The organism is Roseomonas chloroacetimidivorans (assembly GCF_049629625.1).
GTDB lineage: Bacteria > Pseudomonadota > Alphaproteobacteria > Acetobacterales > Acetobacteraceae > Roseomonas > Roseomonas chloroacetimidivorans.
Genome location: NZ_JBNBZS010000013.1, coordinates 93,449 through 117,869 on the forward strand (window position 1 = coordinate 93,449; position 24,421 = coordinate 117,869).

Genomic DNA, 24,421 nt, shown 5'->3' on the forward strand with positions numbered 1-24,421 from the left:
CCCTAGGGTGTCACGGGGGCGGTGATGCCGAGCGCGTCCCCGATCCGCTCGTTCCACCCCGCCCCGCAGCTATCGCCGCAGCGCTCCGCCCAGCGTGGCAGGATGGCATCGCGCACCAGCCGGCGCCGCAGGGCGTCATCTTCCGCTGAAACAGGCACGAGGGTCATGCGCCCGCGCGGGCGGAGCTCGGCGGCCTCCACCTGCTCACCCGCGCATTCCGGCTGGCCCGTGTTGCAGGCGAGGCCGAGCCCGGTCTCGGCCTCTGCCGTTTCCCAGATCCGGTGTTCCAGCTCGGCCAGCTCTCGCCGCAGCAGATCTTGTATCTCCAGGGGCAGCGCGTCCCAGGCGGTCCTGTTCGCGCCAAAGAGCGTCACGCCCCAGGTCAGTGCCATGGCGTGGATGTGGCCTGTCACCTCGTTGAGCCTGATCTGCCAGCCCGAGAGGGTGCCCGTGATCGCGCATTCCACCACATTCGCCCGGATGGCAGGCACGATTTCCGCGAACGGAACGACCACCGGCACGGCGCCAAGGGCGGACACCCATTCCGATTGCAGCACGCTGGAGGTGCGGATTCGGCGGCCGCGAAGGTCGAGCAGGCCACGGAAGGGACGTGCGCAGAACACAACCTGGGCCGGGTAAACATAGATGGCCAGGAGCTCCGTCTCATGCCGGTCCCGCAGCAGCGCCTTCAGCCAGGGGCGCTGGGTGTCGATCACCTGACGCAGAGTCGCAGTGTCCGGCGCCATACCGGGCAGTTCGAGGGCAGCGAGCTCAGGCTCGTCCGCAGCGACGAGCCCGAGCTCCGCCGTGCTGAAGGGCGTCACTCCCAGGCGGAGAAGGCGTAGCGCGTCCTGCCCCCGGATGCCGCTACGGTCGAAGGGTTCGATATCGGCCACCAGCCGTCCGTCGGTGATCTGCGGCACGCGTTGCCGCCAGAAGGGCGCCTCCAGCCGCGTGTACTGGGTCAACCCCGCCAGCCCGCCCACGATCTGCAGATGGATAGAGGCCGCGTGGCCAGAAACCCGGCCACTGCCCTGCGCCATCGCACCAGACGTGATGCCCGCGACAAACAGGCTCAGAAGGGTTCGCCAGCTTCGTCTGCCCAGGAGCGGAAGGCGGGACTGCGAAGCCACCTTCCCCACCCGCATGCCCGCATCCCCCGCATCGCCGAAGGAATGGCGAACAGGCCGCTTCTCCGCCGATTCCATTCCAGGCGGAGTTTGGCATCAAACTGTTGCCGACGTCGAGGAATGTTGCGTCGCGCGGACCTACGCGCGCCCCATGGCGGCATCATGCGCGTTCCGCCCGCGCGTCCCAGGATTTCTCAGTCCAGGCGTATGCCGGCCTCCTGAACGAGCCGGCCCAGCCGCTCCGCGTCACGCCGGATCAGGGCGGCCGCCTCGGTCGCCGTGCCGCCGCCAGGAATGTAGCCGGCTTCGACCAGCCGCCGGTTGATTGTGGGGTCGGCGATAGTCCGGCCCAGCGCCGCTTCCCAGCGCCGCACCACTTCGGTCGGCAGTCCTGCCGGGCCGAGCACCATGTACCAGACGGACATGTCGTAGCCCGGGAAACCCTGTTCCTGAACCGTCGGCACCTCTGGCAGCGCGGAGGCGCGTTGCGGCAGCGTGGTTGCCAGAGCCCGCATCCGACCCGCGCGGATATGCGGCAGGTAAGTGGCCAGGGTATCGATATTCACATTCACATCGCCAGCCAGCAGGGCGTTCACGGATTGGCCGGTGCCGCGATAGGGAACATGGGTCATCCTCATCTTCCCCTGGCGGGAGAGCAGTTCGCTCGCCAGGTGCTGCTGGCTGCCCACGCCCGAGGTGCCATAGTTCAGCCCATCGGGCTTCTCCTGCGCCAGCGCCTTCAGTCCCGCCACGTCGCGCGCCGGACTATCCGCCCGTACCACGACCACCAGGGGCAGCGTGCCGACCAGCATGATGGGAGTGAAGTCGCGGAGCTGGTCATAGGGCTGCGGATTCAGCAGCGGTGCCACTGTGCACTGGGTGCTCACCGTTCCGGTGACCAGGGTATAGCCGTCCGGCTTCGATCGGGCCGCTGCGGCCGAGGCGAGAGTGCCGCTGGCACCCGGCCGGTTCTCCACCGTGACGGGCTGTCCCAGTTCCTCCTGCAAACGCGGGGACAGCATGCGGACGACAATGTCCGTGCCGCCCCCCGGCGCGAAGCCCACGAGCATGGTGATCGGGCGGGTCGGATAGCCTCCCTCCGCGCGCGCCGCCAGCGGCAGGGCCGCGCCAAGCCCCCCAAGCAGCGAACGCCGGCGAATTCCCATCTGGACCATCGTTTCCTCTCCGTCTTGTCGTTAAATGAAGCCTGGACCGGCCGGCCCTCCCGCGTCTAGCGCCTCGCACGACGATGTGCGGCATCGGCGCCTGTTGGCACTGTCCGGCTGGCCACCGGCCGGGGGAACTGCCCCCGCATCGGACAGGAAGCCCGGATTCCCACCACGAACAGATCCACGTAAGCGGCCTCTGCCGCGTAGAATGCGGAAGCTCAGGGACGAATGTCTGGCCCGTGCCTCCATGCCGCACGAGGCCAGAAGAACAGCGGGGCGCCGCCACCAAGAGCCTGAAGAGGTCGCCCTTTCCGGGGAGGAATAATGGTCGTACCAGGCAGGGAACCCGAACGACCTTTTCCGGGGGGGGGGCGCGCTTGAGAAGATAGCGGCCGCGGACGAGGTTCTCGGAACTGTATCGGTTGCGACCGGTGCGGTCGATGCAAGCCCCTCAGCAGGGTGCTGAACTTCCCGCTCGAGTGGAGGTTAAACCTCACACAAGGGTCTGTCCCGGATCAGGAGGGCGTCGTGGAAAACAAGTCAGAAGAGGCGCGTCTCGATGCTCTGCGTCAGCTCAACCTGCTTGACACCGAACCGAGTGAGGCATTCGACCGTATTACCCGCATGGCGGCCCAGATCTTTGGGCTGCCGATTGCCGCTGTCTCCCTGACCGACCTCGACCGGCAATGGTTCAAGTCGCGCGTGGGCATCACGCATAACTCGATACCGCGAGACAAAGCACCATGTGCCCAGGTGGCGGAGTGCGCCCACATGGTCGTCATTCCAGACCTCCTGGAGGATTCGCGCTATCGCGACAGTCACCTCGCTCGGACGGGCGTCCGCTTCTACGCGGGGGCGCCGTTGACAACACGAGACGGGTTCGGCCTGGGCGCGATGTGCGTTCTTGGAACGGAGCCAAGGCAGGCGTCTGCTACAGAACTGGCCTCTTTGACCGATCTCGCGGCCATGGCGATGGCGCAAATCGAGTTGCAGCATGCCTTCGGCCGCGTTGACCCGCTCAGTGGGCTGCCTAACCGTATCCAGTTTGCCGAAGACCTCGAAGATCTGGCCAGGGACAGGCCTCGTCATGAGCAACGTATCGCCGTGCTGGTGGATCTCGCGAGTCCTGAGCAGCTCAGCAACTCGGTGCGTGTCATGGGGTCCTCCTTTACCGACGCCATGGTCAGCGAGGCGGCCCGGACCCTCACCTCGGCCATTGGCCCGACGCGAAAGGTCTACCACATCGCTGCGACCCAGTTTGCGTATCTGGCTCCGCCGGGGGCTGAAGAGCAGGCCTATATCGCGCTGCTGAATCAAAAGCTGGATGAACTTCGCAGCTCGGCACATTCCCGCTTCGTTACCACCACGACCGTCGGCTTGGTTCCGTTCGTGCTGAGTGAGATCAAGCCAGTGGATGTGCTCAGGAGAGCCCACAGTGCTGCTCAGGATGCGCGGAGTTCGGGCAACAACGTCAGCGTTTACTCGCTGAGCCAGGATGCGGTGCACCAGCGCCGCTTTAGGCTTCTCAATGATTTCGGCACGGCTCTCGAAGCCGCCAATCAGCTGCGGCTCGTCTTTCAGCCCCGGGTCGATCTCGCCTCGCGCGCGTGCGTCGGGGCGGAAGCTCTGCTCCGTTGGAAGCATCCGACCTTCGGCGAAATCTCGCCAGCCGAGTTCATGCCGATCGTCGAGCAGACCTCGCTGGTCAGGGCAACAACAGCATGGGTGCTTGATGCCGCCCTGATGCAACTTGCGGCTTGGCGCAATGCCGGCCTCGACCTGCAAATCTCGGTGAACGTATCAGCGGTAAATCTTCTGGAGCCTGACTTTGTTGAGCGAGCGATCTCCGGCTTGGCGCATCATTCGTTGGCCGCGAACTGTCTTGAACTCGAGGTCACCGAAAGCGCCCTCATGGAGGATGCAAGCCGATCCATTGCTACGCTTGAAGCCATTGCCCGGGCCGGAATTCGTCTGGCAATTGATGATTTCGGGACTGGGTACAGCAGCCTTTCCTATCTCCAGCGCATACCTGCCCATGTGGTGAAAATCGACCAGTCCTTTCTGCGTGACATCGTCACCGACGAGCGTAAGCGCGCCCTTGTCGCGACGATGATCGAGCTTTCCCACAAGCTCGGATACCGCATGGTGGCAGAGGGCATCGAAACCCTGCAGGCCCTGGCTCTTATCGAAAAGACGACTTGCGACGAGGCGCAAGGCTATCTCTTCGGTCGCCCGATGGACGCCTCCGATTTTGTGGCCTGGTGCCAAGAGAGCCCGTATGCGCCTCGTGCCCGCCGGCCTGCGACTGACTTCCTCTAGCTAGAAGACCCACACAACTCTCTCTGGGTTTGCTGATGTTTTGTCCTCCTTATCGGACCTGGTCGATCGGAGGGCCGCAATTCTGGGCAGCGCATGGTGCCACTCCCCGCCTGCTCCGTCCGTATAAGACCACTGCGGCGCCCGGATCCCGGATCCCGGATCCCGGATCCCGGATCCCGGATCCCGGAAGGAGGGCTAACGGGCGCTCACCGCCATGGCCGAGTGCAAATCGGGGCCGCATGAATTCTCCGTCCGGGCGGCAATCTGGTTCACTAGAGGCGGTCAGTGGCACGGGGCAGCGATGCACAGGCGAGAGCCAGCGGCGCCAATGCAGCAAGGAGGTGGTCTTGGTAGCTCCTGTGTCGGTCCTCTTGCCCGTCGGGCAAAGGCGGCGCCAGGAATGCCCCGGCGCGCCATGACCAGCTTGCCTGCACCGTCCGCGGCCGTCCCGACGATCGGCGCCGGGTAGATCAGCTCAGACGTTATGCTGCCGCCCCTGGGGACCCATGGCTGGGCTGCTGCTGAGCTTTTGCCTTCAGCGATTAAGGCCCTCCGGTCCGACAAAGTGTTGCAAAAAAGGTACGGTGGCGCTGAACTAAGGATGCTGCATGTGCGAGATGAAAACCTATGCCACCTCGAACGTAAGTGCATCCGAGCTCCGTAAAGGGTTAAGTTCTGTGACACATGTCCTAGCATCGGTTGGGGCGCATAGCACCAGCAGCACTGCTCCGCCCGCCTCGCCTTCCCGCCTAGGGAGCGGCCCCTCGCACGGGCCGGACACGGCAGCTCTAGTGGCAGAACTCAAAGCGACGTTTGAACGCATCCTCAATGTTGCTGCCTCCCAGGCCGAGGCGGCACCCTTGTCGGTGCGGCATGCGCGCGGTGATGAGGCGCCCAGGTCTGCTGACCCTACCTCCCCGGCTGCGTTGAAGCGGCTCCTCCAGCTTCGTGCGCACCGCCGTCGCACGGCGATCGGCGAGATTTTTGAGTGGCCGGCCTGGGACATGCTGCTCGATCTCGCAGCTGTCCGGGCTGAGGGTGGCCATGTCTCTGTATCATCGCTTTGTGTCTCCTCCGGCGCGCCGCAGAGCACCGCCTTGCGCAAGCTGGACGCGCTTGAGAAAGCAAAATTGGTGCGGCGCTACTTTCATGGATCTGACCGCCGGCGGGTCTGTGTCGCCTTGACTGATGACGCGGCAGAGATTGTGAGGAAGGCGTTGCAGGAGGAGGCCGCTCTTCATCGAGGCATTTCCTCGGCAAATTGATAGCAGACAGCACCGCCCTTTGTGATCGAACGGCAACACTGTGCCAGATCTGCCACCGAACGGCGGATTTGGGGTTGTGGGTAGTCATCTGCCCGATCAGGGTTGCAGCCGCGACGCAGCCCCCTGCGTTGCTTCCCCCAAGCGGCAGCGCACCCCCTTGCGCTGCCGCTTTTGCTTGGCTGACGTGCCGCTGCTTCCTGGCGAATAGGAACGGCCCTTCCCCCCAATACACACGAGCTGCCCCGCCATTCGCGGCTCGCGACGGGGCGACCTCTGCTGCTTTGGTGGTTTAGGACCGCCGGGCATAGGCCTGCGGCAGGCTAGGGTTGCGGGCACCCCTACTCTGGCGAATGCGCCAACCGGGTCAGGCAAGTAAACGATGCCGAGAGCGAGGGCCGCGCAAGGTGGCCAGGGCTGGCAGTACAGCAGCCATCAGCCCTTCAACGCAAGAGCCCCGCCTTGTGGGCGGAGCCTCTTACGGTGCCAGGAGGCTTGCCGTCTCCTAGCGCAGGACGATCTCGACGCGGCGGTTCTGCGGCTCACGTACGCCATCGGCGGTCGGGACCAGCGGACGGCTCTCGCCGAAGGCCTGGATCGACATCTGATTGCGGGCGATGCCCCGGCGCGCGAGCTCGGCCGCAACGGCCTCGGCGCGGCGCATGGACAGGCGCTGGTTGTACTGCGGCGTGCCCGAGCGGTCGGCATGGCCGGCCACTTCGATGCGGGTCGTGCCGGTGCTCTGCACGGCCTGGGCGGCCTCGCCGATGATCCGGCGGGCGCGGTCCGTCAGGTCAGCGCGGTCGAAGTCGAAGAACACCAGGTAGGTGCGGGCCGGAGCCGGAGCAGCAGCGGCCGGAGCCGGGGCAGCGACGGGCACCGGGGCCTGGCGCGGCGCACCGAAGTTGTAGCGCAGGCCGATCAGGACGGAGTGATTGTAATTCCCCACCTCCAGCGTGCCCTGGCCGAGCGGGGTGCGCGTGACGGCATTGCTGGCCAGCAGTTCCATCTCTGGGAACAACGTGCCGAGAAAGCGGTATTCGGCAGTCAGCGCGAGACCAGCGATACCCAGATCCATGGAGAGACCCGCCATCGCCTGATAGGCAAAGGATCCGTCGGTGTCGTCGATGCCTGCACGCACACGGCCAAACGTGCCGCGCAAGCCGTCATACTCGTGCCAGACATAGCCCAGGCCCAGGCCGAGATAGGGCGTTACGGACCATCCGGGGGTGTTGAAGTCATAGAGCACATTGCCCATTGCGCCGTAGCTACGCGCATGGCCGCCAATCTGGCTGGCCACCGCGCCAAAAACAGTAGCCCGGTCCAGGCTGTTCTCCCGGAAACTACCCTCAGCCTCGATACGAAGGCCATTACTGAAGCCGTAACCGAGGCTGGCGATGCCGGCCCAGCCCAGGTCCCACCGCAACTCGGAGCGGTCCGAGACGCCTGTGGCTTGAAGCGCTTGAAGAAGCGGGATTTCGGCGTCACCCACGGAGCGGGCAAGGAGGTTCACGCCTGCGGCGCCAGCGACATAGACGCCCTGTACAGGTTCGGCACGGGCTATCAGTGGCAGGGTGAGCAGAGTGGTTGCGAGCAGGGCCGCACGCGTTAACATCATCATATCCTGATCGGCAGGGCTTCAACTACGATCTGCGCGAGCGCTGGATACGCGCACGCCGCCGCCCGCTCCAGAGTTGTCCCTGGGCTGCGGGGATCTTCTTTTGCGACTACTCGCTGCCCGTGGCACCCCGGCAACAGTCAGCCGCGCTTCGCTTCGCTCTGGCCGGCGTGAAGGATGAACGCGGTGTAGCCATTCGGCTGCGTTGTCCCTTCGGACCCGATGCAGAGGATCAGATTAGGGCACCCAAGACCGTCTCGAAGTTCGGGACAACCGTCGCCGAGACCCTGATCCCCCAGTCCGACTACGAGGCCTGGAAGCGCTCCGAGCGGCTGACTATCTGCCGCGCCCGCGCCCTTCCTGATCAGCGGGGGCGCCGGGGCGACGAGCCGGATCAGCGGCGCCCCAGGCATGGCCGGGCGCGCGGGGCGGGGCGCTTCGCAGGCCTCCGGCATGGAGTCCAGCCGCGCCTTGGCCTCCCTCAGCCAGGCCTGGCGGCGGGCCTTGCGTTGCTTATCCGATCGGGGTGCGACATGCCCCCCCTCTTCGCCGAGCCGCCCTCCCGGGTCCTTGGTCGAGATCAAAGCGCCCCCCCGATCCATGGCTTCTGGGGTCATCCCCAGGCCGAACCGCACCCCCGACGCGCGCGGCGGCCGGTCGGGCCGAGCAAACCAATGGACCCCGGTGTCGTCGACCTGTCGCGGCTGCAATTCGCGCTGACCGCGCTCTACCACTTCCTCTTCGTGCCACTGCCCCTCGGCCTTTCCTTCATGCTGGTCATCATGGATGAGCGTCCATCTGATGATCGGGCGCCCGATCTGGCGCACCAGCGTCCAGGATCGTGGGATACAGATCGATCAGGCTGATCGGGGTTTCGACCGCGCCCGGCCGAATGCCGGGGCCGGCCATGAGCATCGGGACAGCCACCGATTCCTGGTAGAGGTTGCTCTTGCCTCGGAGGCCACGGGCACCGACGTTGTCGCCGCGGTCGCTGGTGTAAATCACGCGCGTGCTGACGATAGGGCCGGAGCGTTCCAGCGCGTCGAGCACGACGCCCACGTTCGAATGGACGTAGCCGCAGAGCGCGGAACAGGCCGCCACCGCGGCCTGCCGCTCCTCCTCGCTCCGGAGGATTTTGTTGTGCGGCCGGATGCGGTCCTGCGCCTCGATCCAGGGATGTCGCCGATGGCCGGCGCGCGGACCGAGCTTGCGGGGCGGCAGCCGGTCGAGCGGGTAGAGGACGAAGAATTCCTGTAGTGCCACGAAGGAAGACATGAAGGGCGAGCAGGTGGCCCCACATGCCGACGGCCGCGTGCACCTTCGAGCCGCGCTTTCGCTTGGCCCCGCCATGGCCGCGTGGTGCCCCCTCTCTGGCGAGGAGCGGAGCGTGCGGCCGTCCAGCACCGCGGCCGTCGGCTCGGGAGCACGGCCCGTCTTTAACCGCAGCAGCACCTGAAGGTCGCGCACGATCGCCTCGAAAACGCCCGCGGCCACCGGCCAGACTCTGCCATGGCGGCTCAGCGCCCCTCGCCAGCGGACGGTCGCTCCAGGTGGACCGCCGAAGGCGGACCTTCACAGCTCCGCTATTCCACCATCTACGACGATCTCTGCCCCAGGCCTGAAGGCCCTGTTCGGGAAGCTGGGCTTCCGCATCGGCCGTTAGGTATCGGCTGACGTGTCAGCGACTAAGGCGGCGTGTCGCAACCGGCGCCATCGCGCTGAACACTCCGTCGCGGCGTATCAGCGCATGGTAGAGGGCCGCGCCCAGATGGAGCAGGATCACAGCGAAAAAGGCATAGGCGAGGTATCCATGCGCGCTTCGAAGCAGGGCATATAGGTCCGGCCTCTGCGGCGCGATGGGCGGTAGGCGCATGCCGCCAGAGAGCAGCACAGGGATTCCCTCGGCCGAGAGCATCGCCCAGCCCAGCAGTGGCATGGCGATCATCAGCGCGTAGAGGACAATGTGGGAGAGATGGGCGGCGAGCTTCATCGGCTCTGGCAGGTCTGCCGGCAGCGCGGGGGCACCACGTCGCAGGCGCAGGATCAGGCGCAGCAGGGCGAGGACGAGAATTGCGATGCCAAGCGGCTTGTGAATGGAGACGAGCGTCAGGTAGCGGGCCGATATGGTCGAAACCATTCCTACTCCGATGAAGAGCATGGCCAGGATGCAGGCTGCCATCAGCCAGTGGAGGACGCGCTGTAGCGGGCTGAAACGCAGGCGGGTCATGGATGGGCTCCCGGAGTGGTGCGAGGGTACTGGGCGTCCTCTGCTGCGCGCCGCCGGTACGAAAGCGCGTAGGCGGAGGAGCGGGCGGCCGGAAAGGGATCGATAGAGACGCTCATGCCCCGGGGCAGCACGGTCGGGTCGTAGTTGACATCCCGGCAGGGGCCATCGGCCTCGTCCTGCAGCGCCTGAATCGTGAGGGTGGCGACATCGACGGTGCGACGGCTCTCGGGCCAGACTTGGCTCGGATCGGCCACGGGGTCACCGGGCTCGGCCACGGTCACCTCCATGGTCCAGCGCAGCGGGCCAGCGGCGAGCCGGGCCTTGATCTCCTCGTTCAGGAAATCCGGTGGACGGGTGGCGAGCTGGTCAGGCGGGACAGGCACGGGCTGCGCCTGCGGGCGCATCGACCAGCGGACGGCATGGTCCTGCCCCTGCGCATCGGTGAAGATGAACGCGTTTAGTGAGTTATAGCGCTCCTCGGCATAGCTGCCGGTCCAGGGAGCGCTGGCAGCCCAAGCACCGAAGCGGGCGATCTCCGGATGCGCCGCGGCAAAGGCACGCATGGCACCCGGCTCCTTGCTCCGCGAGGCCTGGAGCAGGGCGTAGAAGGCTTCTGGGGTAGAGACAGGGAAGAAGGGCGCGGTGATCATGGCGGTACGCCATTCCGAGCCGTCAGGCCCGAGGATCTGGAGACTCAGTCCGCGCGCCCGGGGCTTGGCATCGGGCTCCGAGATGTCAGCGGTGCCGAGGTTGAACCGCCCGATCACGGGATAGGAGCCGGTGGAGAGCAACGATGCGCGGGAGAGGGCCGTGCCGACACCGTTGGCCTCGAAAGTTCCGGTGAAGCAGATACCCTTCACGTGATTGCGCCGGTGGCCAGGCGCAGGACCTCCTGGAGGGCTCAGGCCAGCCAGCACCTTCTCGCGCGAGAGGCGATCCGGCGAGATCCATCCGGCAGTGTAGGCAAAGGCGGCAGTGGCGCCGCACAGCACAGCCCCGATGACGGCGAAGGCGCTTAGGCGAGAGCTCGGCCTATGGGATGCCTGCATGATGCACTCCTCGAATGCTGCGGACCCAGGGCGATCACCATGGCCCGGCGGGCCATGTGTCTCCCTTCTAGTAGGTAGACTAAGCGCCGTTGTCGGCCCCGCGTCAAGCGACTACCTACCTAGTAGAAGGGAAACAAAGGGAACGATGCGGTCCACTTCTGAGCGAATCATCGACGAAGCGCGGCGCCTCATCATGACGCGGGGGTACAACGGCTTCAGCTATGCTGATGTGGCCGAAGTGATCGGCGTCCGGAAGGCAAGCATCCACCACCACTTCCCAGGCAAGAGCGATTTGGCGAAGGCGGTCGTGGAGCAGTCGCGCGCGGTGATCCGCTTGCAGGTTGAGCAATTGGCGGAAGCGGAACCGGAGGCCAGCGCCCAGCTCCGTGCCTATGCGACCTATTGGGAGCGCTGCATTGCGGACAACACCGCGCCGTTCTGCGTAGCCGCGATGCTTGCCGCCGAGCTTCCGAGCCTGCCGGATGATCTCGCGGCCTCCGTCAGGCTGCACTTCGCCGATCTCACGGGATGGCTGGCGCGGCTCCTCGCCCTGGGTGTCCGCCAGGGCAGCGTGTCGCTGGTCAGGTCGCCGGCGGAAGAGGCTGACGCTTTCATGTCGGCCATTTACGGAGCGATGCTGTCGGCAAGAGCATTTGGCGAGCCGGAACGCTTCACGGCGATCACGGAGACGCTACTCTCGCGTATCGTCCGGCTCCATTAGAGTGGTGCTGTCAGCCAGGCCGTGCATTCAACCAGACCAGGCTTGCTCTCGCGCATCCGCTTCGTCGTGCCGCAGCCCGAAACTGGACATCCCGCCTGCGGTCGGGTCAGCTCTTCCGCTGGGTGCCCAATCCGGTTCTTCCATCGCCTCAGCTGCTGGCTGCTAACCTACGATCGTTACTCCGCGTGGGCCTGCCGCAGCACCTCGGCGGCGGCTCGTCCACTCGGCAGCAGCGCGCGCCCGTGCACCGTAGCGACACCTACCTCTCGGCTCAGCACGGCGTCCTGCACCGGCAGCAGAGTGATGTCGGTCATCCTCACGGAGGCAGCCATGAGCCGCGTGACCAAGCCGATCCCGACTCCCTCCCGGACCATTGCCAGCGCGCTTAGCGCGCTCCGCGTCTGGAAGGCCGGCCGGACGTCCACGCCCGCGCGAGGGCCCTGTGGTAGGAGTTGGCTAGGAGGAGCAAGGCGAGCGCCGAGGGTCGTCGCAGCACCACCTCCGCGATGGCGCTCATGATAGATGGGGCGGGATGAGCGGCCGCACAGGCCATCCAGTTTCTCGCCTCTGGTCAGTTTCCAGCGGGCACGCCTGTCATGAGCAACCCGGAACGATGGCGCCCGATTTCCAAGGCACCGGCTCTGGCTCTTTTCGCCGGCGGCAGCCGGCCTACTTCAACAAGCGCCGAGCCTGGCGCGACAACAGCATGCGGTCGTGCGCCTGCGCCGATCATCCGCCAGAGCCCCGTCAAGGATCAGCGACACCTGCTACGGGCACCAAGAACGAGGCAGGCCTTCCCTGCGCGCCTTAGGGGAAGCGATAAGCCAACTCGCCCAGCAGGACGTCAGAATGCCTTCGATCCAGGTCCAAGCCGGGTGACGTCAACGCTCTGCTTGCAGCCCTGCCACCGCCAGCAGCTCAGCGCCGATCCGGTCCATCTGTTCGGCCAGGCCCAGCTCGGCCCCTATCCCCGCTGCAACGGCCGCAAAGAAGCGCCGCTTGAGGTGGTGACGCCAGCGGAGCGGCTGGCCTGCCAGGAAGCGGGTCAACGCCTCGTAACGCTCCTCTGGCCAAAGCGCCTCGAAAGCGCGGCGGGCATCACCCAGGTCGAAATGGCCCGACGGCTGCGCGCGGCCAGCCTCGGCGCGCAGGGCGCGAGTAGCGGCCTCGTCCACGGCCCCGTTGCGTAAAGCCACACCATAGGCGTCCCGTGCTCGGTCCAGCGAGACGAACCCCCGGCTGACGTCTTCGGCCACCAGCTTCGGGTCGCGTGTGAGGGGGTCGCCATAGCCGCCCGCGCCGGCGCCAACCACGCGGACGACGTCGCCGGGCTCGCAGCGCAAGATGTCGGTGTTGCCGAGGCTCAGCTCCCCCGGCGTTCCGGGGTTGCGCAGGAACTGCGAGGTAGCGCCCGCGCGGCCGCCCATGACGCCCCAGGACGCGAAAACGGAGCGGTTACGGTTGCGGGCCGTCACCACCGTGTCCGGGGAGAACACCTGGAACTCCATCACGGCCGAGAGGCCACCGCGGTAGCGACCCGGCCCGGCGCTGTCCGGCCACAACCCGTAGCGGCGGAAGAGAATAGGCACCTCCGCCTCACTGATCTCAATAGGCGTATTCTTCAGGAAGGCCTGGGCGCCTCCCGCACCGTTCGGGCCGTCCGAGATCGGCGTGCCCCCGCCCCCGCCGCCCACGGGGCCGATGGAGGCCATGACGGGCCGGCCATCCCAGCCCGTGGTGCGGACATTCATGATGGAATTGCCGCCGGGTGAAGTGGCGGGCATTCGGTCGGGCAGCGCGAGCGAGAAGGCGCCGAAGGTGACGATCTGCGTCAGCATGCAGGTGAGCGAGCGCATGCCGACGGCCGCGGGGGCGACGGCGTTCACCACCGTGCCCTCCGGCATGATGGCCCGCGCGGCGCGCAACGTGCCGGCGTTCAGCAGCAGGTCGTTATTCAGCGTGTAGAGAACATAGGTGAGGCCGACGAGGCCGAGCGGGTGCCGCTCCCGCCCGCCGGTGGGCATGTTGAGGGAGGAAGCCACCTGCGGGTCACTGCCGGTATAGTCCAGCTCCACCGTCTCGTCCTGGACTCTCAGGGTCAGGGCGACGCGGCAGGGGACGCCCCCCTCCCCGTCCTCATCGGCGAAGTCGGCAAAGAAGTACTCCCCGTTGGGGATGCCGCGGATCACCGCGCGAGCCTGCTCCTCCGCGTAGTCCAGCATCTCGCGGGTGCCGTCGCGGAAGGTGCTGATCCCGAAGCGGGCGATGATCTCGTGGATCTTGCGCTCGCCAATATTGACGGAGGCAATCTGCGCCTTCAGGTCGCCCCAGTTCTGGCCAGGCGCGCGGACATTGAGCTGCATGATTCGCAGCACGTCGTCGTTCATCTGGCCGCGGCTGACGAGCTTCAGCGGGGGCACGCGTATGCCCTCCTGCTCGATCTCCGTAAGGGAGCGGGAGAGCGAGGCGGGGACGGCGCCGCCGACATCGGTGTTGTGGATGTGGCCGACCACGAAACAGACGATCTGGCCACCGTGGAAAACAGGCTTCCAGATGTGGATGTCCGGCGTATGGGTGGCCACGTTGCCGCTATAGGGATCGTTGGTGATGCAGATATCGCCCTCCTCGTAGGAGGGGATCATCTCGAGCACCGGTCCGTAGTCGATGCCGCTGTACCAGGGCGCGCCGAACTGGCGAGGAGAGACAAAGGCCATGCCCTCCGGCGTTACCAGCGTGCAGGAGAAGTCCTCCGTCTCCTTCACGAAGGCGGAGTGGGCGGTGCGCATCAGGGTGAAGGCCATCGCGTCGGCGGCGGCACCGCAATGATTAGCCAGGATCTGCAGACTGCGGCGGTCGATGGACATCGGAAGCACCCTCAGCGGGATTCGGGGGTGATGATGAGGTTTCCAAAGCCATCCACCGTCACCGCGAAGCCGGCCGGCACGCAGGTGGTGCTGTCAGGCTGGGCGATGATGGCGGGGCCGGGGAAGGTATGGCCGGCGCGCAGGCACGCGCGCGCATAGAGCGGCACGGGACGGGGCGCGCCATCCAAAAAGGCCTGCACCACCGCCTCCGGTATGGCAGGGGCGGTTGCCTCGGCGACGCGGGGAAGGACAGGCTTCGGCGTCGCCCCAGCGATGAGGAGGCGAAGCGAGACAACCTGCACCACCTCTTTCGGATCGGCGTGGCCGTAGAGGCGCTCGTGTTGAGCGTGAAAGGCAGTGCGCAGAGCCTCGACATCGCCGGCCTCGATCCAGCGCGCCTCGACCGGCGTGTCCACCTCGAAGGACTGGCCACGGTAGCGCATCTCGGCAGAAACATTGATGACGGGCGTGCCGGTGAAGCCCTGCTCTTCCACCAGCCACGTCGTCGCGTCACGTCGCATGGATTCCAGCGCCTCGCGCAGCGGCGTCTCGACCCCCGGTTGAAGCGTGGCGTAGAGGGTGCGGATGAAGTCGCTGCGGAGATCGGCGACCAGGCCGCCGAGGGCGCTCAGCACACCGGGTGTCGGCGGCACCACCACGCCCGCCATGTTCAGCTCCCGCGCCAGGAAGCAGGCAAGCATCGGGCCGGCGCCGCCGAAGGCCAGCAGGCTGAACTCGCGCGCGTCCAGGCCGAAGCGGGAGATCAACCCGCTGGCATCGGCGTACATGGCGGAAACGGAGAGTTCGAGGATGCCCGCGGCTGCTTCCTCCGCCGTCGTGCCCAGCCGCTCGGCGATGCGGCCCACGGCCCTACGCGCCGCCTCCACGTCCAGCCGCACGGCGCTGTAGCCGAGGTCGCTGTGGCCGATCAGCCCGAGCACGGCCACAGCGTCGGTGATTGTCGGCTCAGTGCCACCCTTGTTGTAGCAGGCGGGCCCCGGCGTCGATCCTGCGCTTCGCGGCCCGACCTGCAGCACGCCGAAATCGTCCACCCAGGCGATAGAGCCGCCGCCCTGGCCGATGGAGGTGACGGAGACGGAGGGGATGTGGATCTGGAAGTCGCCGATCACCTCGCCCGTACCATACTCGGGCTCGCCGTCCAGCAGCACCGCCAGGTCCGCGCTAGTGCCGCCGATATCGAGGGTCAGCAGGCGGGGAAAGCCGCACTGGCGCGCGATGAAGCCGGCGCCGATTACGCCAGAGGCTGTGCCAGAAAGAATCATCTGCACGCACTCGGCCTTGGCCTGCCGAAGCGCCATCACCCCGCCGTTGGAGCGGGTAATGCGCGGTGCCGCGGGAACGCCGAGCCCGGCCAGCGTCTCCTCGAAGCGATCGAGGTAGTGGGCCACGCGGGGCTGTACGTAACCGCTGATGCAGGCCGTTACGCTGCGCTCGTATTCTCGGATGATCGGCCAGACAGCGCTGGCGCGGAACACGGGCAAGGCAGGATCGATCTCGGCCAGGATGGCCTCCACCTCGCGCTCATGCGCGTCGCTGCGCCAGGCATGGAGCAGGGCGATGACGATCGCCTCGGCGCCGGCCGCGCGCGCGGCGGCATGGGCGGCCAGCACGCTATCCCGCGAGACAGGCAGCAGCGCGCGGCCATCGGCGCGGATGCGCTCCTCGATGCCAAAGACGCGATCGCGCGGGACCAGCGGATCGGGGCGGCGGGCATAGAGGTTGTGGTAGCGCGGCATCTTGAGCCGGGCCATCTCCAGCACATCCTCAAAGCCGCGCGTGGTAAGGAGGGCGAGCGGCACGCCGTTGCGCTGGATGACGGTGTTGATGCCCACCGTCGTGCCATGGGTGAAGTAGGCGACCTCCTCCGGCGCGACGCCGTGCCGCGCGGCAAGCAGGCCCAGCCCTTGCTCGATCTCGGCGCCAGGCGCGTCAGGTCTGGAGAAGACCTTGAGGGTGACGAGGCGCCCATCCTCCTCGTGCAGCGCGGCGAAGTCGGTGAAGGAGCCGCCGACATCGACACCCACGCGCCAGCCCATCCACATGCTCCCCGCATCGCCGGGGATGACTGCCATGCCCGGTCGGGCCCGGCCAATGACTTCTCGGGTGTCCCTACAAACCGGGGGTTATGGGCCATGGATCAATAACCCGGGGTTCTGGACGCTACGTGAGAAGCAATTGGACCCGGACGCGCCGCCGGCCCGATCCTCGCTCGTGCAGATCGGAAGGGGAGACGGGCAGAGTGGCACGGCGGTTGCGGCGAGATCGTTGATGACCATTGGCACTCCCCTCCTGCGGCGGCTCGGCGAGACGGACCGGCCGAGCATCGCCTTCACCATCGATGGCCAGCCCGCCACGGGGCTGGAGGGCGACACGCTGCTCACGGCCATCCTGCTGAATGCCGCCGCGCTGCGCGTCTCGGAATTCGGGGACGGCCCGCGGGCGGGCTTCTGCCTGATGGGGGCTTGCCAGGACTGCTGGGTCTGGACCGAGGAGGGCGAGCGCCTGCGGGCCTGCGGCACGCCGCTCGCGGCGGGAATACGGATCGTGACGCGGGAGGCTCCATGGCCCCACCTCGGATAGTGATTGTTGGCGCCGGACCGGCCGGAACGCGGGCGGCTGAGCTCCTGGCCGCGGCCGGGCTGCGGCCTGTGGTGGTGGATGAGGGGCGGAACAACGGAGGCCAGATCTACCGCCGCCAGCCCCCGGGCTTCCGGCGCGACGCGCGCGCGCTCTACGGTACAGAGGCCAGCCGCGCGACGGCACTGCACGCCACCTTCGACGCGCTGCGCCCGAAGATCGAGCATCTGCCGGAAACCCTGGCCTGGAACATCCATGGTGGGGAGCTCTATCTGCAGAGCGGCGAGCGGGCGTGCATCCTGCCCTTCGACGCGCTGATCCTCGCCACCGGTGCCACGGACCGGCTGATCCCCCTGCCCGGCTGGACTCTGCCCGGCACCTTCAGCCTGGGCGCCGCCCAGATCGCGTTGAAGGCCCAGGCCTGCGCGATCGGAAGCCGCGTCGCCTTCCTCGGCTCAGGGCCGCTGCTCTATCTCGTCGCGGCGCAGTACGTGAAGGCTGGAGCGGAGGTCGCGGCCGTGCTGGACACGGCGCCCCCGGGAGCGCGCTGGAAGGGGCTGCCGCTGATGGCATCCCGCCCCGCGCTGCTCGCCAAGGGTGCTGCGCTCATAGGGCGGCTCATGCGGGCGGGCGTGCCCATCCGCCGGGGCGTGGTGCCCCGCCGCATCCTGGCCGATGCCACCGGAACCCGCGTGGCGGGCCTTGCCATTGCCGGTTCGGACGGGGGCGAGGAGGTGATCACCTGCGATGCTGTCGGCATGGGCTGGCATTTGCGGGCGGAAAGCCAGCTCGCCGACCTCGCGGGCTGCTCCTTTGACTATGACCCGGACAGTCGCCAATGGCTCCCCCGTGCCGACGAGGATGGGCGCAGCGAGGTTTCCGGCGTGTACCTCGCCGGCGATGGGGTGCGCATCCTCGGCGCGGACGGGGCAGAGGTTGCTGGGCGGCTGGCGGCGCTGGCCGCTCTGCGCGACCTCGGCCTGCCGGCGCCGCCCGGCTATGACCTGGAGGTGCTGCGGCGGGGGAAGCGGGTGATGGACCGCTTCCGCCGCGGCTTGGCCCTCGCCTTCCCCTGGCCGGCCGATCTTGTCGCCAACCTGCCCGACGAAACCCTGGTCTGCCGCTGCGAAACGATCACAGCCGGCGACCTGCGGCGCACCGCGACGGAACTGGACGCGCGGGAGGTCAACCGCGCCAAGGCCTTCAGCCGCGTCGGCATGGGGCGCTGCCAGGGCCGGTACTGCGGCATGGCGGGGGCTGAGATCGTCGCGGCCGCACGCAGCCTGCCCGTACAGGCGGCGGGGCGGCTGCGCGGCCAAGCGCCGGTGAAGCCCCTGCCCGTTGCCGTCACGCTGGAAGAGGCGGAATGAGCGACAACCGCGCCGACGTGCTGGTTCTGGGGGGCGGGCTGATGGGTGCCGCCACCGCCTTCTTCCTGCGGCAGCGCGGCCTTTCCGTCATTCTGCTGGAGCGCGGGCTGGTGGGGCAGCAGGCCAGCGGGGTCAATTTCGGCAACGTGCGGCGGCAGGGGCGCTTCCTGCCGCAGCTTCCCCTTGCGAACCGCTCCCGCGCCGTTTGGGGCCGGCTGCCGGAGCTGCTGGGCGAGGAGGCGGAGTTCCTCCCCACAGGCCATCTCCGCGTCGCCTACACGCCCGAGGCGGTGGCGAACATGGAGGCCTATCGCGACGGCGCACGGCCCTACGGGCTGGAACTCGAGATCCTCAGCGGGAACGCGGTGCGCGCGCGGTTTCCCTGGCTCTCCACTGAGGTCCTTGCCGGCTCCTATTCTCCACATGACGGCCACGCCAATCCTCGCCTCGCCGCCCCTGCCTTCGCCCGGGCCGCCCGGCGCGCGGGGGCGCGGATCGAGGAGAACACGGAAGTGCTGAACATTGAGCGCGAGGGAGGCGACTTCCGACTGGACACGGCGGATGGCCGCTGCTGGCGCGCTCCAGTGGTGCAGGTCTCGGCGGGAGCCTGGGGCGGGCGGATCGCGGCGCGGCTGGCCGAGCCGGTGCCCCTCACCCCGCGTGGCCCGCAGATGGGGGTGACGGAGCCGGTGCCCTATGCGCTGGAACCGGTGCTGGGGATCACCACCAAGGACATCCGGGAGGTGATCTACCTGCGGCAGGTGAAGCGCGGGAACATCGTCTTCGGCGGCACGGGGCACGGGCCAGCCGAGCTGGACAGGCCGCCCTTCCGCGCGAACCCGCGCATCACCCTGCATCAGTTCACGCAGCTTCGCCGCATGGTGCCGGCGCTGGGCGCTCTGCGGATCATCCGGAGCTGGAGCGGGATCGAGGGCTACATGCGCGACGACATCCCGGTGATGGGGCCGAGCGCGAAATGGCCCGGCCTGTTCTACGCCTTCGGCTTCTGCGGCCACGGCTTCCAGCTCGGCCCCGGTGTGGGCGAGGTGATGGCGGAGCTGATCGCCACGGGGCGGACGGAGACGCCGATCGAGCCCTTCCACATCGCCCGCTTCGCCGAGGCCGCGGCGTGAGGATGCTGCCTTTCGAGACCGCGGTGCTGGAACGGCGGCACGGGGCCTACCGCCTCTCCACGGACCGCGCGTTGCTGGACGTGGACGCCCTCCACGCTTTTCTGGACCGCGAATCCTACTGGGCGCATGGGCTGGACCGGGGCGTGATGGAGCGCGCCATCGCGGGATCCCTGCCAGTGGCTGCCTACACCGGGGATGGCGCGCTGGTGGGCTTCGCGCGCGCGGTGACCGACGGCGCGGTCTTCGCCTATCTGCGCGACGTATTCGTCCTAGCGCCGCATCGCGGCCAGGGCTTGGGCCGTGCGCTGTCTGCGGCGCTGCTGGAGCACCCCGACCTCTCTACCGTCCGCAACTGGATGCTGGCGACGAAGGACGCGCACGGCGTCTACGCCACACTCGGCTTTGGGCCCCATGCGGACCCATCCACCCTCATGCAGAAGCGGCGGGTCCCGAATGGCTGACGAGCTCTGGCGCATGGGCGCCGTGGATCTGGCGGCCGCGATCCGCGCCCGGCAGATCTCCAGCCGCGAGACGGTGGAGAGCGCGCTCACCCGCATGGAGGCGGTGAACCCGGTGATCAACGCCGTGGTGGTGCCGATGGTGCAGCAGGCGCGGGAAGCAGCGGATGCCGCCGACGCCGCCCTGGCCCGGGGCGAGCCAGTGGGGCCGCTACACGGCGTGCCCATCACGGTGAAGATGAACGTGGATGTGGCGGGCATGCCGCGCACCAACGGGCTGCACGCCTTCAAGGACAGGGTCTCGACCGATGACAGCCCGGTGGTCACCAACCTCCGCAAGGCGGGGGCCGTCTTCCTCGGCCTGACCAACTGCCCGGCCTTCGCGGCGCGGCCCTTCACCAGCAACGAGCTGCACGGCGAGACCTACAACCCTTGGGGCCGGTCCTTCACGCCCGGCGGCTCCTCGGGCGGCGCCGCGGCGGCGGTAGCGGCCGGGATCGGGGCGCTGGGACACGGCAATGATCTCGGCGGCTCAGTGCGGCAGCCGGCGGCCTGCTGCGGGGTTGTGGGGCTGCGTTGCACGCCCAGCCGGATCCCGAACTACAACCCCTCGGTCGCCAAGGACCGGCCCTACCTTCACCAGTCCACCACCTCGCAGGGGCCGATCGCGCGCAGCGTGGCGGATGCGCGGCTGGGCTACAAGGTTATGTCGGCGCGCGACCCGCGCGACCCCTGGTGGGTACCCGCGCTGCCGGAATCCGAGAGCCTGAAGCTACCGGTCCGCGTCGCTCTCTTCACCGGCCCGGCGGGCACGGATGCTGCCGTGGTCAATGCCCTGCGCCAGGCTGCACGCTGGCTGGAGGAGGCCGGCTGCACGGTGGAGGAGGTAGAGCCGCCTCGCTACGAGGAGGCCTGGGACCTGCACCGCGCCCTGCTGCATGCAGAGCGTGAGAACGGCACGCTGCGCGACATCGAGCGCCATGGCGATGAGGCCGTGCGCCGCGCCATGCGGGGCCGCGTCGCGTTCCGCCCGCGCATGATCCCGGGCCGGGACGAGTACATCGAGGCCGTCGCCCTACGCTCCACAATCCTGCGGGAGTGGAACCTGTTCTTCGAGCGGTATCCGCTGCTGGTCATGCCCATCGCCTATCGTCACGCCATGCCCGCGGAGCACGACCAGCGCGGCGACGAGGCGGTGGCGGAGGTGATGTGGGCCAACGCGCCGGCCCATGTAACGGCACTTCTCGCCCTGCCCGGCCTCTGTGTGCCGGTCGGCGTCGCGGACGGCGCGCCCACCACCGTGCAGCTCGTCGCGGCCCGGCTGCAGGACCTCTTCCTGTTCGATGCCGGCGCGCTGGTCGAGGCGCGCGCCGGCCGGCTGACGCCGATTGACCCACGGCCTTCCTGAAGGAGACCACAGTGATGGAGACCGGGGCCATGCCGCCGAAGAGCATTTACCGTGCGGCCGCATCGCTGGCCCTGGCCACCCTTCTCGCCCTGCCGGCCGCTGCGCAGTCCGTGCTGACCATGGGCATCAGCGCGGCGCCGGGATCAGTGGATCCGCACTACAACCAGGGTACCTCCACCCAGACCCTGACCTACCACATCTTCGACACGCTGACGGACCGCCGCCCCGATGCCAGTCTGGCGGCCGGCCTGGCGCTGAGCTGGACGCCAGTGGAGGACAGCGTCTGGGAGTTCCGGCTGCGCCCGGGCGTGCGCTTCTCCGACGGGCAGCCTTTCACGGCGGATGACGTGGCGTTCACCATCGCCCGCATCCCCAACGTGCCGAACGCGACGGCCAGCTATGCCGGCCAGGTCCGCTCCATCCAGCGCGTGGAGGTGGTGGACCCGCTGACCACGCGCTTCCACACGGACGGCCCCTCCCCCAACCTGCCCATCGATCTTTCCGTCGTCGCCATCGTGTCCCGCCACGCCGGGGAGGGCGCAACGACGGAGGACTACAATTCCGGCAAGGCCGCGATCGGCACCGGCCCCTTCATCCTCCGCTCCTACACCGCGGGGAACGAGGCGGAGCTCGTGCGGAACAGGAACTGGTGGGGGCCGCGGCCGGACTGGGACCGGGTGGTGTTCCGCTACATTGCCAATGCCGGGGCGCGCTCGGCCGCGCTGCTCTCGGGCGGGGTGGACCTGATCGACACGCCCTCTCCCAACGACATCCCGCGCTTCCGGACGGACCCGGGCACGAGCGTCTTCTCCGCCCAGGGATGGCGGTTGATCTACCTGGCCCCGAACCAGTCCGCCCAGGTGGCACCCTTCGTGACGGACAATGGCGGGCAGCCCTTGCCCACGAACCCGCTACGGGACCGGCGGGTGCGGCAGGCGCTCTCCATCGCTATCAACCGGACCAACCTAGCCGAACGGGTGATGCAGGGCACGGCGGAGCCGAACTATCAGTTCCTGCCGCCAGGCTACCCCTCCCACAACCCGGCCCTTGCCGTGCCGAAGCCTGATCTAGCCGCCGCGCGGCGCCTGCTGGCCGAGGCGGGCTATCCCGACGGGTTCCGCATCGCGCTGCACGTCGCGCAGAACGCGCGGCCGACCGACCCCATCGCGGCCCAGGCCATCGCGCAGATGTGGACGCGCATCGGCGTGCAGACGAATGTGGAGACCATGCCGCTCTCCATGTACGGGCCGCGATCGGCGCGGATGGAGTTCGCTGTGACCATGTGGGGCTGGGCGAGCCCGGGCCATGCGGGCCACCCGCTGGTCAATGTCGTCAGCACCTACGACCGCGCGAAGCTGACAGGCAGCTTTAATCGTTCCGGCTATTCTAACCCGGCGCTCGACGCGCTGATCGGCCGGGCCGTGCGGACACTGGACGACCGCGAGCGCGAAGGGCTGTTCCGGCAGGCCGTCGCCGGAGCGGTGGAGGACGTTGCGATCATCCCGCTCTACCAGCTCACCAATTCCTGGGCGACGCGCAAGGGAATTACCTACGAGGCAACGGGCTACGACTACACGCGCGCCGTGCTGGCGCACCGCACTCGGGAAGGCGGGGCGCGCTGAGGCCATGGGGATCTACATCTCGGCTGATATCGAGCGAATCGCGGGGGTGTCTTCCGTCAGCAGACCCTTCCATCAGGCTTCGAGTACCGCGACGCCTGCCGCTGGATGACCGACAGCGTGGCCGCAGCCGCCATGGCGGCCTTTGAGATGGACGCTGAGGAGGTGGTGGTCCCGGACCGCCATCTCACCTCCCGGAACACCCTGACCGACTGGTTGCCGGACCGGGTGCAGCTTGTCTGCGGCGTGCGGCGCCCCCCTTGGAATGATGGCGAGGGTCGAGGACCACCGCCCACCGGCACCCTCTTCCTCCCGCCACAGGTGGAGCGGCTGGATGCCTACACCATTCGCGTTGTGGTGCCGGACACGCGCGGCACCACAGGCTTCATGTCCGTCGCGCCCGGCTACGACCCGACGGAGCAGTAGGCCCCCCGGCGCCCTTCGCGCTGGCCCCGTTGGTTCCAGTAACGGCCGCACGGATATCTTCGGCGATGTCGCGCACGAAGCGGGAGGCGGGGCGGGTGCCGGAGGTGACGAGGCTGAGGCTCATCAGCACGCGCGGCAGAAAGGGCCGCGCGGCGACGCCGGGGAAACTCTCCCAGGGGAGCATGCCGTCCACCAGCGCGACACCCAGCCCGGCCTGCACCAGCGGCAGGGCGGAAATGGCCATGGCAATTTCCGTATGGACCTGCCGGACCAGCCCCTCGCGCTCGAAGGCCGCGTCCAGCAAAGGACCGACATCGGCGTGGGAGCCGTAGGAGATCAGCCTCTCCCCGGCCAGGTCCGCCGGCCCAACCGAGGGGCGCAGCGCCAGGGGCGATGCGGCCGGAAGCAGCGCGATCACGGGGGTGGTTGTCAGCAACTCCGCCTGCACCATCGGCACGCGGATGGTGGAAAGTGTAAGGCCGAGATCCACCTCCCCCACCAGGATCTTCTCGCTCAACTCCTCCGCCGGCAAAGTGCGGAGCACCACCTTCACCCCGGGATGCCTGGCCTGGAAGGCGCCCAGGGCCCGGGGCAGCACAGCGAAGCCCGGCGGCGCACTAGCGCCGATTCGCAGCAGGCCCACCTGTCGCTCGCGGATGCGGACGGCAAGGTCCCGCACCGCCTCGATCTCGCGAAACACCCGGTCCGCGTCGGCGTAGAGGAGCTGTGCCTCCGCCGTCGCGTGCAGGCGCCCGCCTGCACGCTCGAACAGGTGGTAGCCGAGCTGGCTTTCCAGGTGGCGTAGGATCTTGCTGATGGCGGGCTGGGACACGTTCAGCAGCTGCGCGGCGGCGGTAAGCGTGCCACTGCGCATGATGGCGCGGAAGACCTCGAGCTGGCGAGCATTCATGGCACGAGGATAGAGGCGGAAGCCGGCAGCGCGCCATGCCCTCATAACCCCGCCTCATGGCTGCTGGGGCGATTGGCATTGGACGGAGTACGCCCGCGACTGGAACAGTGCCGGAAACAAGCCGTCGCCGAGCAAGGCGG

18 protein-coding genes and 3 pseudogenes are annotated in these 24,421 nt (G+C 67.9%); 11 read left to right on the forward strand and 10 right to left on the reverse strand.

Going from position 1 to position 24,421, the window contains the following annotated elements; translation table 11 throughout:
* Positions 1 to 2 precede the first annotated feature (2 nt).
* Together ACO1BU_RS12160 and ACO1BU_RS12165 are read right to left on the reverse strand one after the other, a co-directional pair.
* The gene (locus ACO1BU_RS12160; RefSeq protein WP_424136212.1) at positions 3 to 1,208 is read right to left on the reverse strand and encodes a TRAP transporter substrate-binding protein; all 1,206 of its coding nucleotides are present in this window, start codon (positions 1,206 to 1,208) and stop codon (positions 3 to 5) included.
* 116 nt (positions 1,209 to 1,324) lie between these two features.
* Positions 1,325 to 2,305, reverse strand: a complete 981-nt coding sequence (locus ACO1BU_RS12165; RefSeq protein WP_424136213.1) for a Bug family tripartite tricarboxylate transporter substrate binding protein — start codon at positions 2,303 to 2,305, stop codon at positions 1,325 to 1,327.
* Between the two features lie 522 nt (positions 2,306 to 2,827).
* Between ACO1BU_RS12165 and ACO1BU_RS12170 the strand changes: the two genes are divergently transcribed.
* Both ACO1BU_RS12170 and ACO1BU_RS12175 read left to right on the forward strand, forming a co-directional pair.
* A complete protein-coding gene (locus tag ACO1BU_RS12170) occupies positions 2,828 to 4,618 on the forward strand; it encodes a putative bifunctional diguanylate cyclase/phosphodiesterase (protein ID WP_424136214.1) in 1,791 nt (596 codons plus the stop codon).
* A gap of 1,004 nt (positions 4,619 to 5,622) precedes the next feature.
* Complete coding sequence (locus ACO1BU_RS12175; protein WP_424136215.1) at positions 5,623 to 5,883, forward strand: hypothetical protein; 261 nt, start codon at positions 5,623 to 5,625, stop codon at positions 5,881 to 5,883.
* Between the two features lie 502 nt (positions 5,884 to 6,385).
* Here ACO1BU_RS12175 and ACO1BU_RS12180 read toward each other — a convergent pair.
* Positions 6,386 to 7,495 (reverse strand): OmpA family protein, encoded by a 1,110-nt coding sequence (locus ACO1BU_RS12180; RefSeq protein WP_424136216.1) that lies wholly within the window; start codon positions 7,493 to 7,495, stop codon positions 6,386 to 6,388.
* A gap of 677 nt (positions 7,496 to 8,172) precedes the next feature.
* Here ACO1BU_RS12180 and ACO1BU_RS12185 point away from each other — a divergent pair.
* Positions 8,173 to 8,335: pseudogene (locus ACO1BU_RS12185) on the forward strand (cytochrome ubiquinol oxidase subunit I); the annotation flags it as partial.
* A gap of 51 nt (positions 8,336 to 8,386) precedes the next feature.
* Here the strand turns inward: ACO1BU_RS12185 and ACO1BU_RS12190 are convergent.
* From ACO1BU_RS12190 to ACO1BU_RS12200, 3 genes and pseudogenes are all read right to left on the reverse strand, one after another.
* Positions 8,387 to 8,848 (reverse strand): annotated as a pseudogene (locus ACO1BU_RS12190) (sulfatase-like hydrolase/transferase); the annotation flags it as partial.
* A 328-nt stretch (positions 8,849 to 9,176) separates the two neighbouring features.
* Positions 9,177 to 9,725, reverse strand: a complete 549-nt coding sequence (locus ACO1BU_RS12195; RefSeq protein ID WP_424136217.1) for a cytochrome b — start codon at positions 9,723 to 9,725, stop codon at positions 9,177 to 9,179.
* A complete protein-coding gene (locus tag ACO1BU_RS12200; protein WP_424136218.1) occupies positions 9,722 to 10,774 on the reverse strand; it encodes a catalase family peroxidase in 1,053 nt (350 codons plus the stop codon). Before ACO1BU_RS12200 ends, ACO1BU_RS12195 begins: the two co-directional genes overlap by 4 nt.
* 145 nt (positions 10,775 to 10,919) lie before the next feature.
* On the opposite strand from ACO1BU_RS12200, the gene ACO1BU_RS12205 reads away from it, so the two are divergent.
* On the forward strand, positions 10,920 to 11,495 hold the full coding sequence (locus ACO1BU_RS12205; RefSeq protein ID WP_424136219.1) for a TetR/AcrR family transcriptional regulator: 576 nt from the start codon (positions 10,920 to 10,922) through the stop codon (positions 11,493 to 11,495).
* Between the two features lie 176 nt (positions 11,496 to 11,671).
* Here the strand turns inward: ACO1BU_RS12205 and ACO1BU_RS12210 are convergent, their stop codons facing one another.
* The 3 genes from ACO1BU_RS12210 to ACO1BU_RS12220 form a co-directional block, all read right to left on the reverse strand.
* Complete coding sequence (locus tag ACO1BU_RS12210) at positions 11,672 to 12,070, reverse strand: LysR family transcriptional regulator substrate-binding protein (protein ID WP_424136280.1); 399 nt, start codon at positions 12,068 to 12,070, stop codon at positions 11,672 to 11,674.
* A gap of 306 nt (positions 12,071 to 12,376) precedes the next feature.
* Positions 12,377 to 14,359 carry a hydantoinase B/oxoprolinase family protein gene (locus tag ACO1BU_RS12215; protein WP_424136220.1) on the reverse strand — a complete coding sequence of 661 codons (1,983 nt, stop codon included), beginning with the start codon at positions 14,357 to 14,359 and terminating at the stop codon, positions 12,377 to 12,379.
* 11 nt (positions 14,360 to 14,370) lie between these two features.
* On the reverse strand, positions 14,371 to 16,452 hold the full coding sequence (locus ACO1BU_RS12220; RefSeq protein ID WP_424136221.1) for a hydantoinase/oxoprolinase family protein: 2,082 nt from the start codon (positions 16,450 to 16,452) through the stop codon (positions 14,371 to 14,373).
* A gap of 196 nt (positions 16,453 to 16,648) precedes the next feature.
* Between ACO1BU_RS12220 and ACO1BU_RS12225 the strand changes: the two genes are divergently transcribed.
* The 7 genes and pseudogenes from ACO1BU_RS12225 to ACO1BU_RS12255 form a co-directional block, all read left to right on the forward strand.
* Positions 16,649 to 16,960 carry a (2Fe-2S)-binding protein gene (locus ACO1BU_RS12225; RefSeq protein ID WP_424136222.1) on the forward strand — a complete coding sequence of 104 codons (312 nt, stop codon included), beginning with the start codon at positions 16,649 to 16,651 and terminating at the stop codon, positions 16,958 to 16,960.
* Positions 16,942 to 18,327, forward strand: coding sequence for an FAD/NAD(P)-dependent oxidoreductase (locus ACO1BU_RS12230; RefSeq protein WP_424136223.1), 1,386 nt, complete (start codon positions 16,942 to 16,944; stop codon positions 18,325 to 18,327). The genes ACO1BU_RS12225 and ACO1BU_RS12230 overlap by 19 nt, the downstream gene beginning before the upstream one ends.
* On the forward strand, positions 18,324 to 19,460 hold the full coding sequence (locus ACO1BU_RS12235; RefSeq protein ID WP_424136224.1) for an NAD(P)/FAD-dependent oxidoreductase: 1,137 nt from the start codon (positions 18,324 to 18,326) through the stop codon (positions 19,458 to 19,460). The genes ACO1BU_RS12230 and ACO1BU_RS12235 overlap by 4 nt, the downstream gene beginning before the upstream one ends.
* Before the next feature lie 2 nt (positions 19,461 to 19,462).
* On the forward strand, positions 19,463 to 19,921 hold the full coding sequence (locus tag ACO1BU_RS12240; RefSeq protein WP_424136225.1) for a GNAT family N-acetyltransferase: 459 nt from the start codon (positions 19,463 to 19,465) through the stop codon (positions 19,919 to 19,921).
* Positions 19,914 to 21,326, forward strand: a complete 1,413-nt coding sequence (locus ACO1BU_RS12245) for an amidase (RefSeq protein ID WP_424136226.1) — start codon at positions 19,914 to 19,916, stop codon at positions 21,324 to 21,326. The genes ACO1BU_RS12240 and ACO1BU_RS12245 overlap by 8 nt, the downstream gene beginning before the upstream one ends.
* A gap of 14 nt (positions 21,327 to 21,340) precedes the next feature.
* Entirely contained in the window at positions 21,341 to 22,948 is a 1,608-nt protein-coding gene (locus ACO1BU_RS12250; protein ID WP_424136281.1) for an ABC transporter substrate-binding protein, read from the forward strand.
* 66 nt (positions 22,949 to 23,014) lie between these two features.
* Positions 23,015 to 23,371, forward strand: a pseudogene (locus ACO1BU_RS12255) (M55 family metallopeptidase); the annotation flags it as partial.
* Here the strand turns inward: ACO1BU_RS12255 and ACO1BU_RS12260 are convergent.
* A complete protein-coding gene (locus ACO1BU_RS12260) occupies positions 23,331 to 24,326 on the reverse strand; it encodes a LysR family transcriptional regulator (protein WP_424136227.1) in 996 nt (331 codons plus the stop codon). The pseudogene ACO1BU_RS12255 and the gene ACO1BU_RS12260 overlap by 41 nt on opposite strands.
* Between the last annotated feature and the right edge of the window lie 95 nt (positions 24,327 to 24,421).

Excerpts from the sequence above, each read along its gene's own strand:
- ACO1BU_RS12160 (WP_424136212.1), bottom strand. The coding sequence starts at position 1,208 with ATGGAATCGGCGGAGAAGCGGCCTGTTCGCCATTCCTTCGGCGATGCG.
- ACO1BU_RS12165 (WP_424136213.1), bottom strand. The coding sequence starts at position 2,305 with ATGGTCCAGATGGGAATTCGCCGGCGTTCGCTGCTTGGGGGGCTTGGC.
- ACO1BU_RS12175 (WP_424136215.1), top strand. The coding sequence starts at position 5,623 with ATGCTGCTCGATCTCGCAGCTGTCCGGGCTGAGGGTGGCCATGTCTCT.
- ACO1BU_RS12180 (WP_424136216.1), bottom strand. The coding sequence starts at position 7,495 with ATGTTAACGCGTGCGGCCCTGCTCGCAACCACTCTGCTCACCCTGCCA.
- ACO1BU_RS12195 (WP_424136217.1), bottom strand. The coding sequence starts at position 9,725 with ATGACCCGCCTGCGTTTCAGCCCGCTACAGCGCGTCCTCCACTGGCTG.
- ACO1BU_RS12200 (WP_424136218.1), bottom strand. The coding sequence starts at position 10,774 with ATGCAGGCATCCCATAGGCCGAGCTCTCGCCTAAGCGCCTTCGCCGTC.
- ACO1BU_RS12205 (WP_424136219.1), top strand. The coding sequence starts at position 10,920 with ATGCGGTCCACTTCTGAGCGAATCATCGACGAAGCGCGGCGCCTCATC.
- ACO1BU_RS12215 (WP_424136220.1), bottom strand. The coding sequence starts at position 14,359 with ATGTCCATCGACCGCCGCAGTCTGCAGATCCTGGCTAATCATTGCGGT.
- ACO1BU_RS12220 (WP_424136221.1), bottom strand. The coding sequence starts at position 16,452 with ATGGCAGTCATCCCCGGCGATGCGGGGAGCATGTGGATGGGCTGGCGC.
- ACO1BU_RS12225 (WP_424136222.1), top strand. The coding sequence starts at position 16,649 with ATGACCATTGGCACTCCCCTCCTGCGGCGGCTCGGCGAGACGGACCGG.
- ACO1BU_RS12230 (WP_424136223.1), top strand. The coding sequence starts at position 16,942 with ATGGCCCCACCTCGGATAGTGATTGTTGGCGCCGGACCGGCCGGAACG.
- ACO1BU_RS12235 (WP_424136224.1), top strand. The coding sequence starts at position 18,324 with ATGAGCGACAACCGCGCCGACGTGCTGGTTCTGGGGGGCGGGCTGATG.
- ACO1BU_RS12240 (WP_424136225.1), top strand. The coding sequence starts at position 19,463 with ATGCTGCCTTTCGAGACCGCGGTGCTGGAACGGCGGCACGGGGCCTAC.
- ACO1BU_RS12245 (WP_424136226.1), top strand. The coding sequence starts at position 19,914 with ATGGCTGACGAGCTCTGGCGCATGGGCGCCGTGGATCTGGCGGCCGCG.
- ACO1BU_RS12250 (WP_424136281.1), top strand. The coding sequence starts at position 21,341 with ATGGAGACCGGGGCCATGCCGCCGAAGAGCATTTACCGTGCGGCCGCA.
- ACO1BU_RS12260 (WP_424136227.1), bottom strand. The coding sequence starts at position 24,326 with ATGAGGGCATGGCGCGCTGCCGGCTTCCGCCTCTATCCTCGTGCCATG.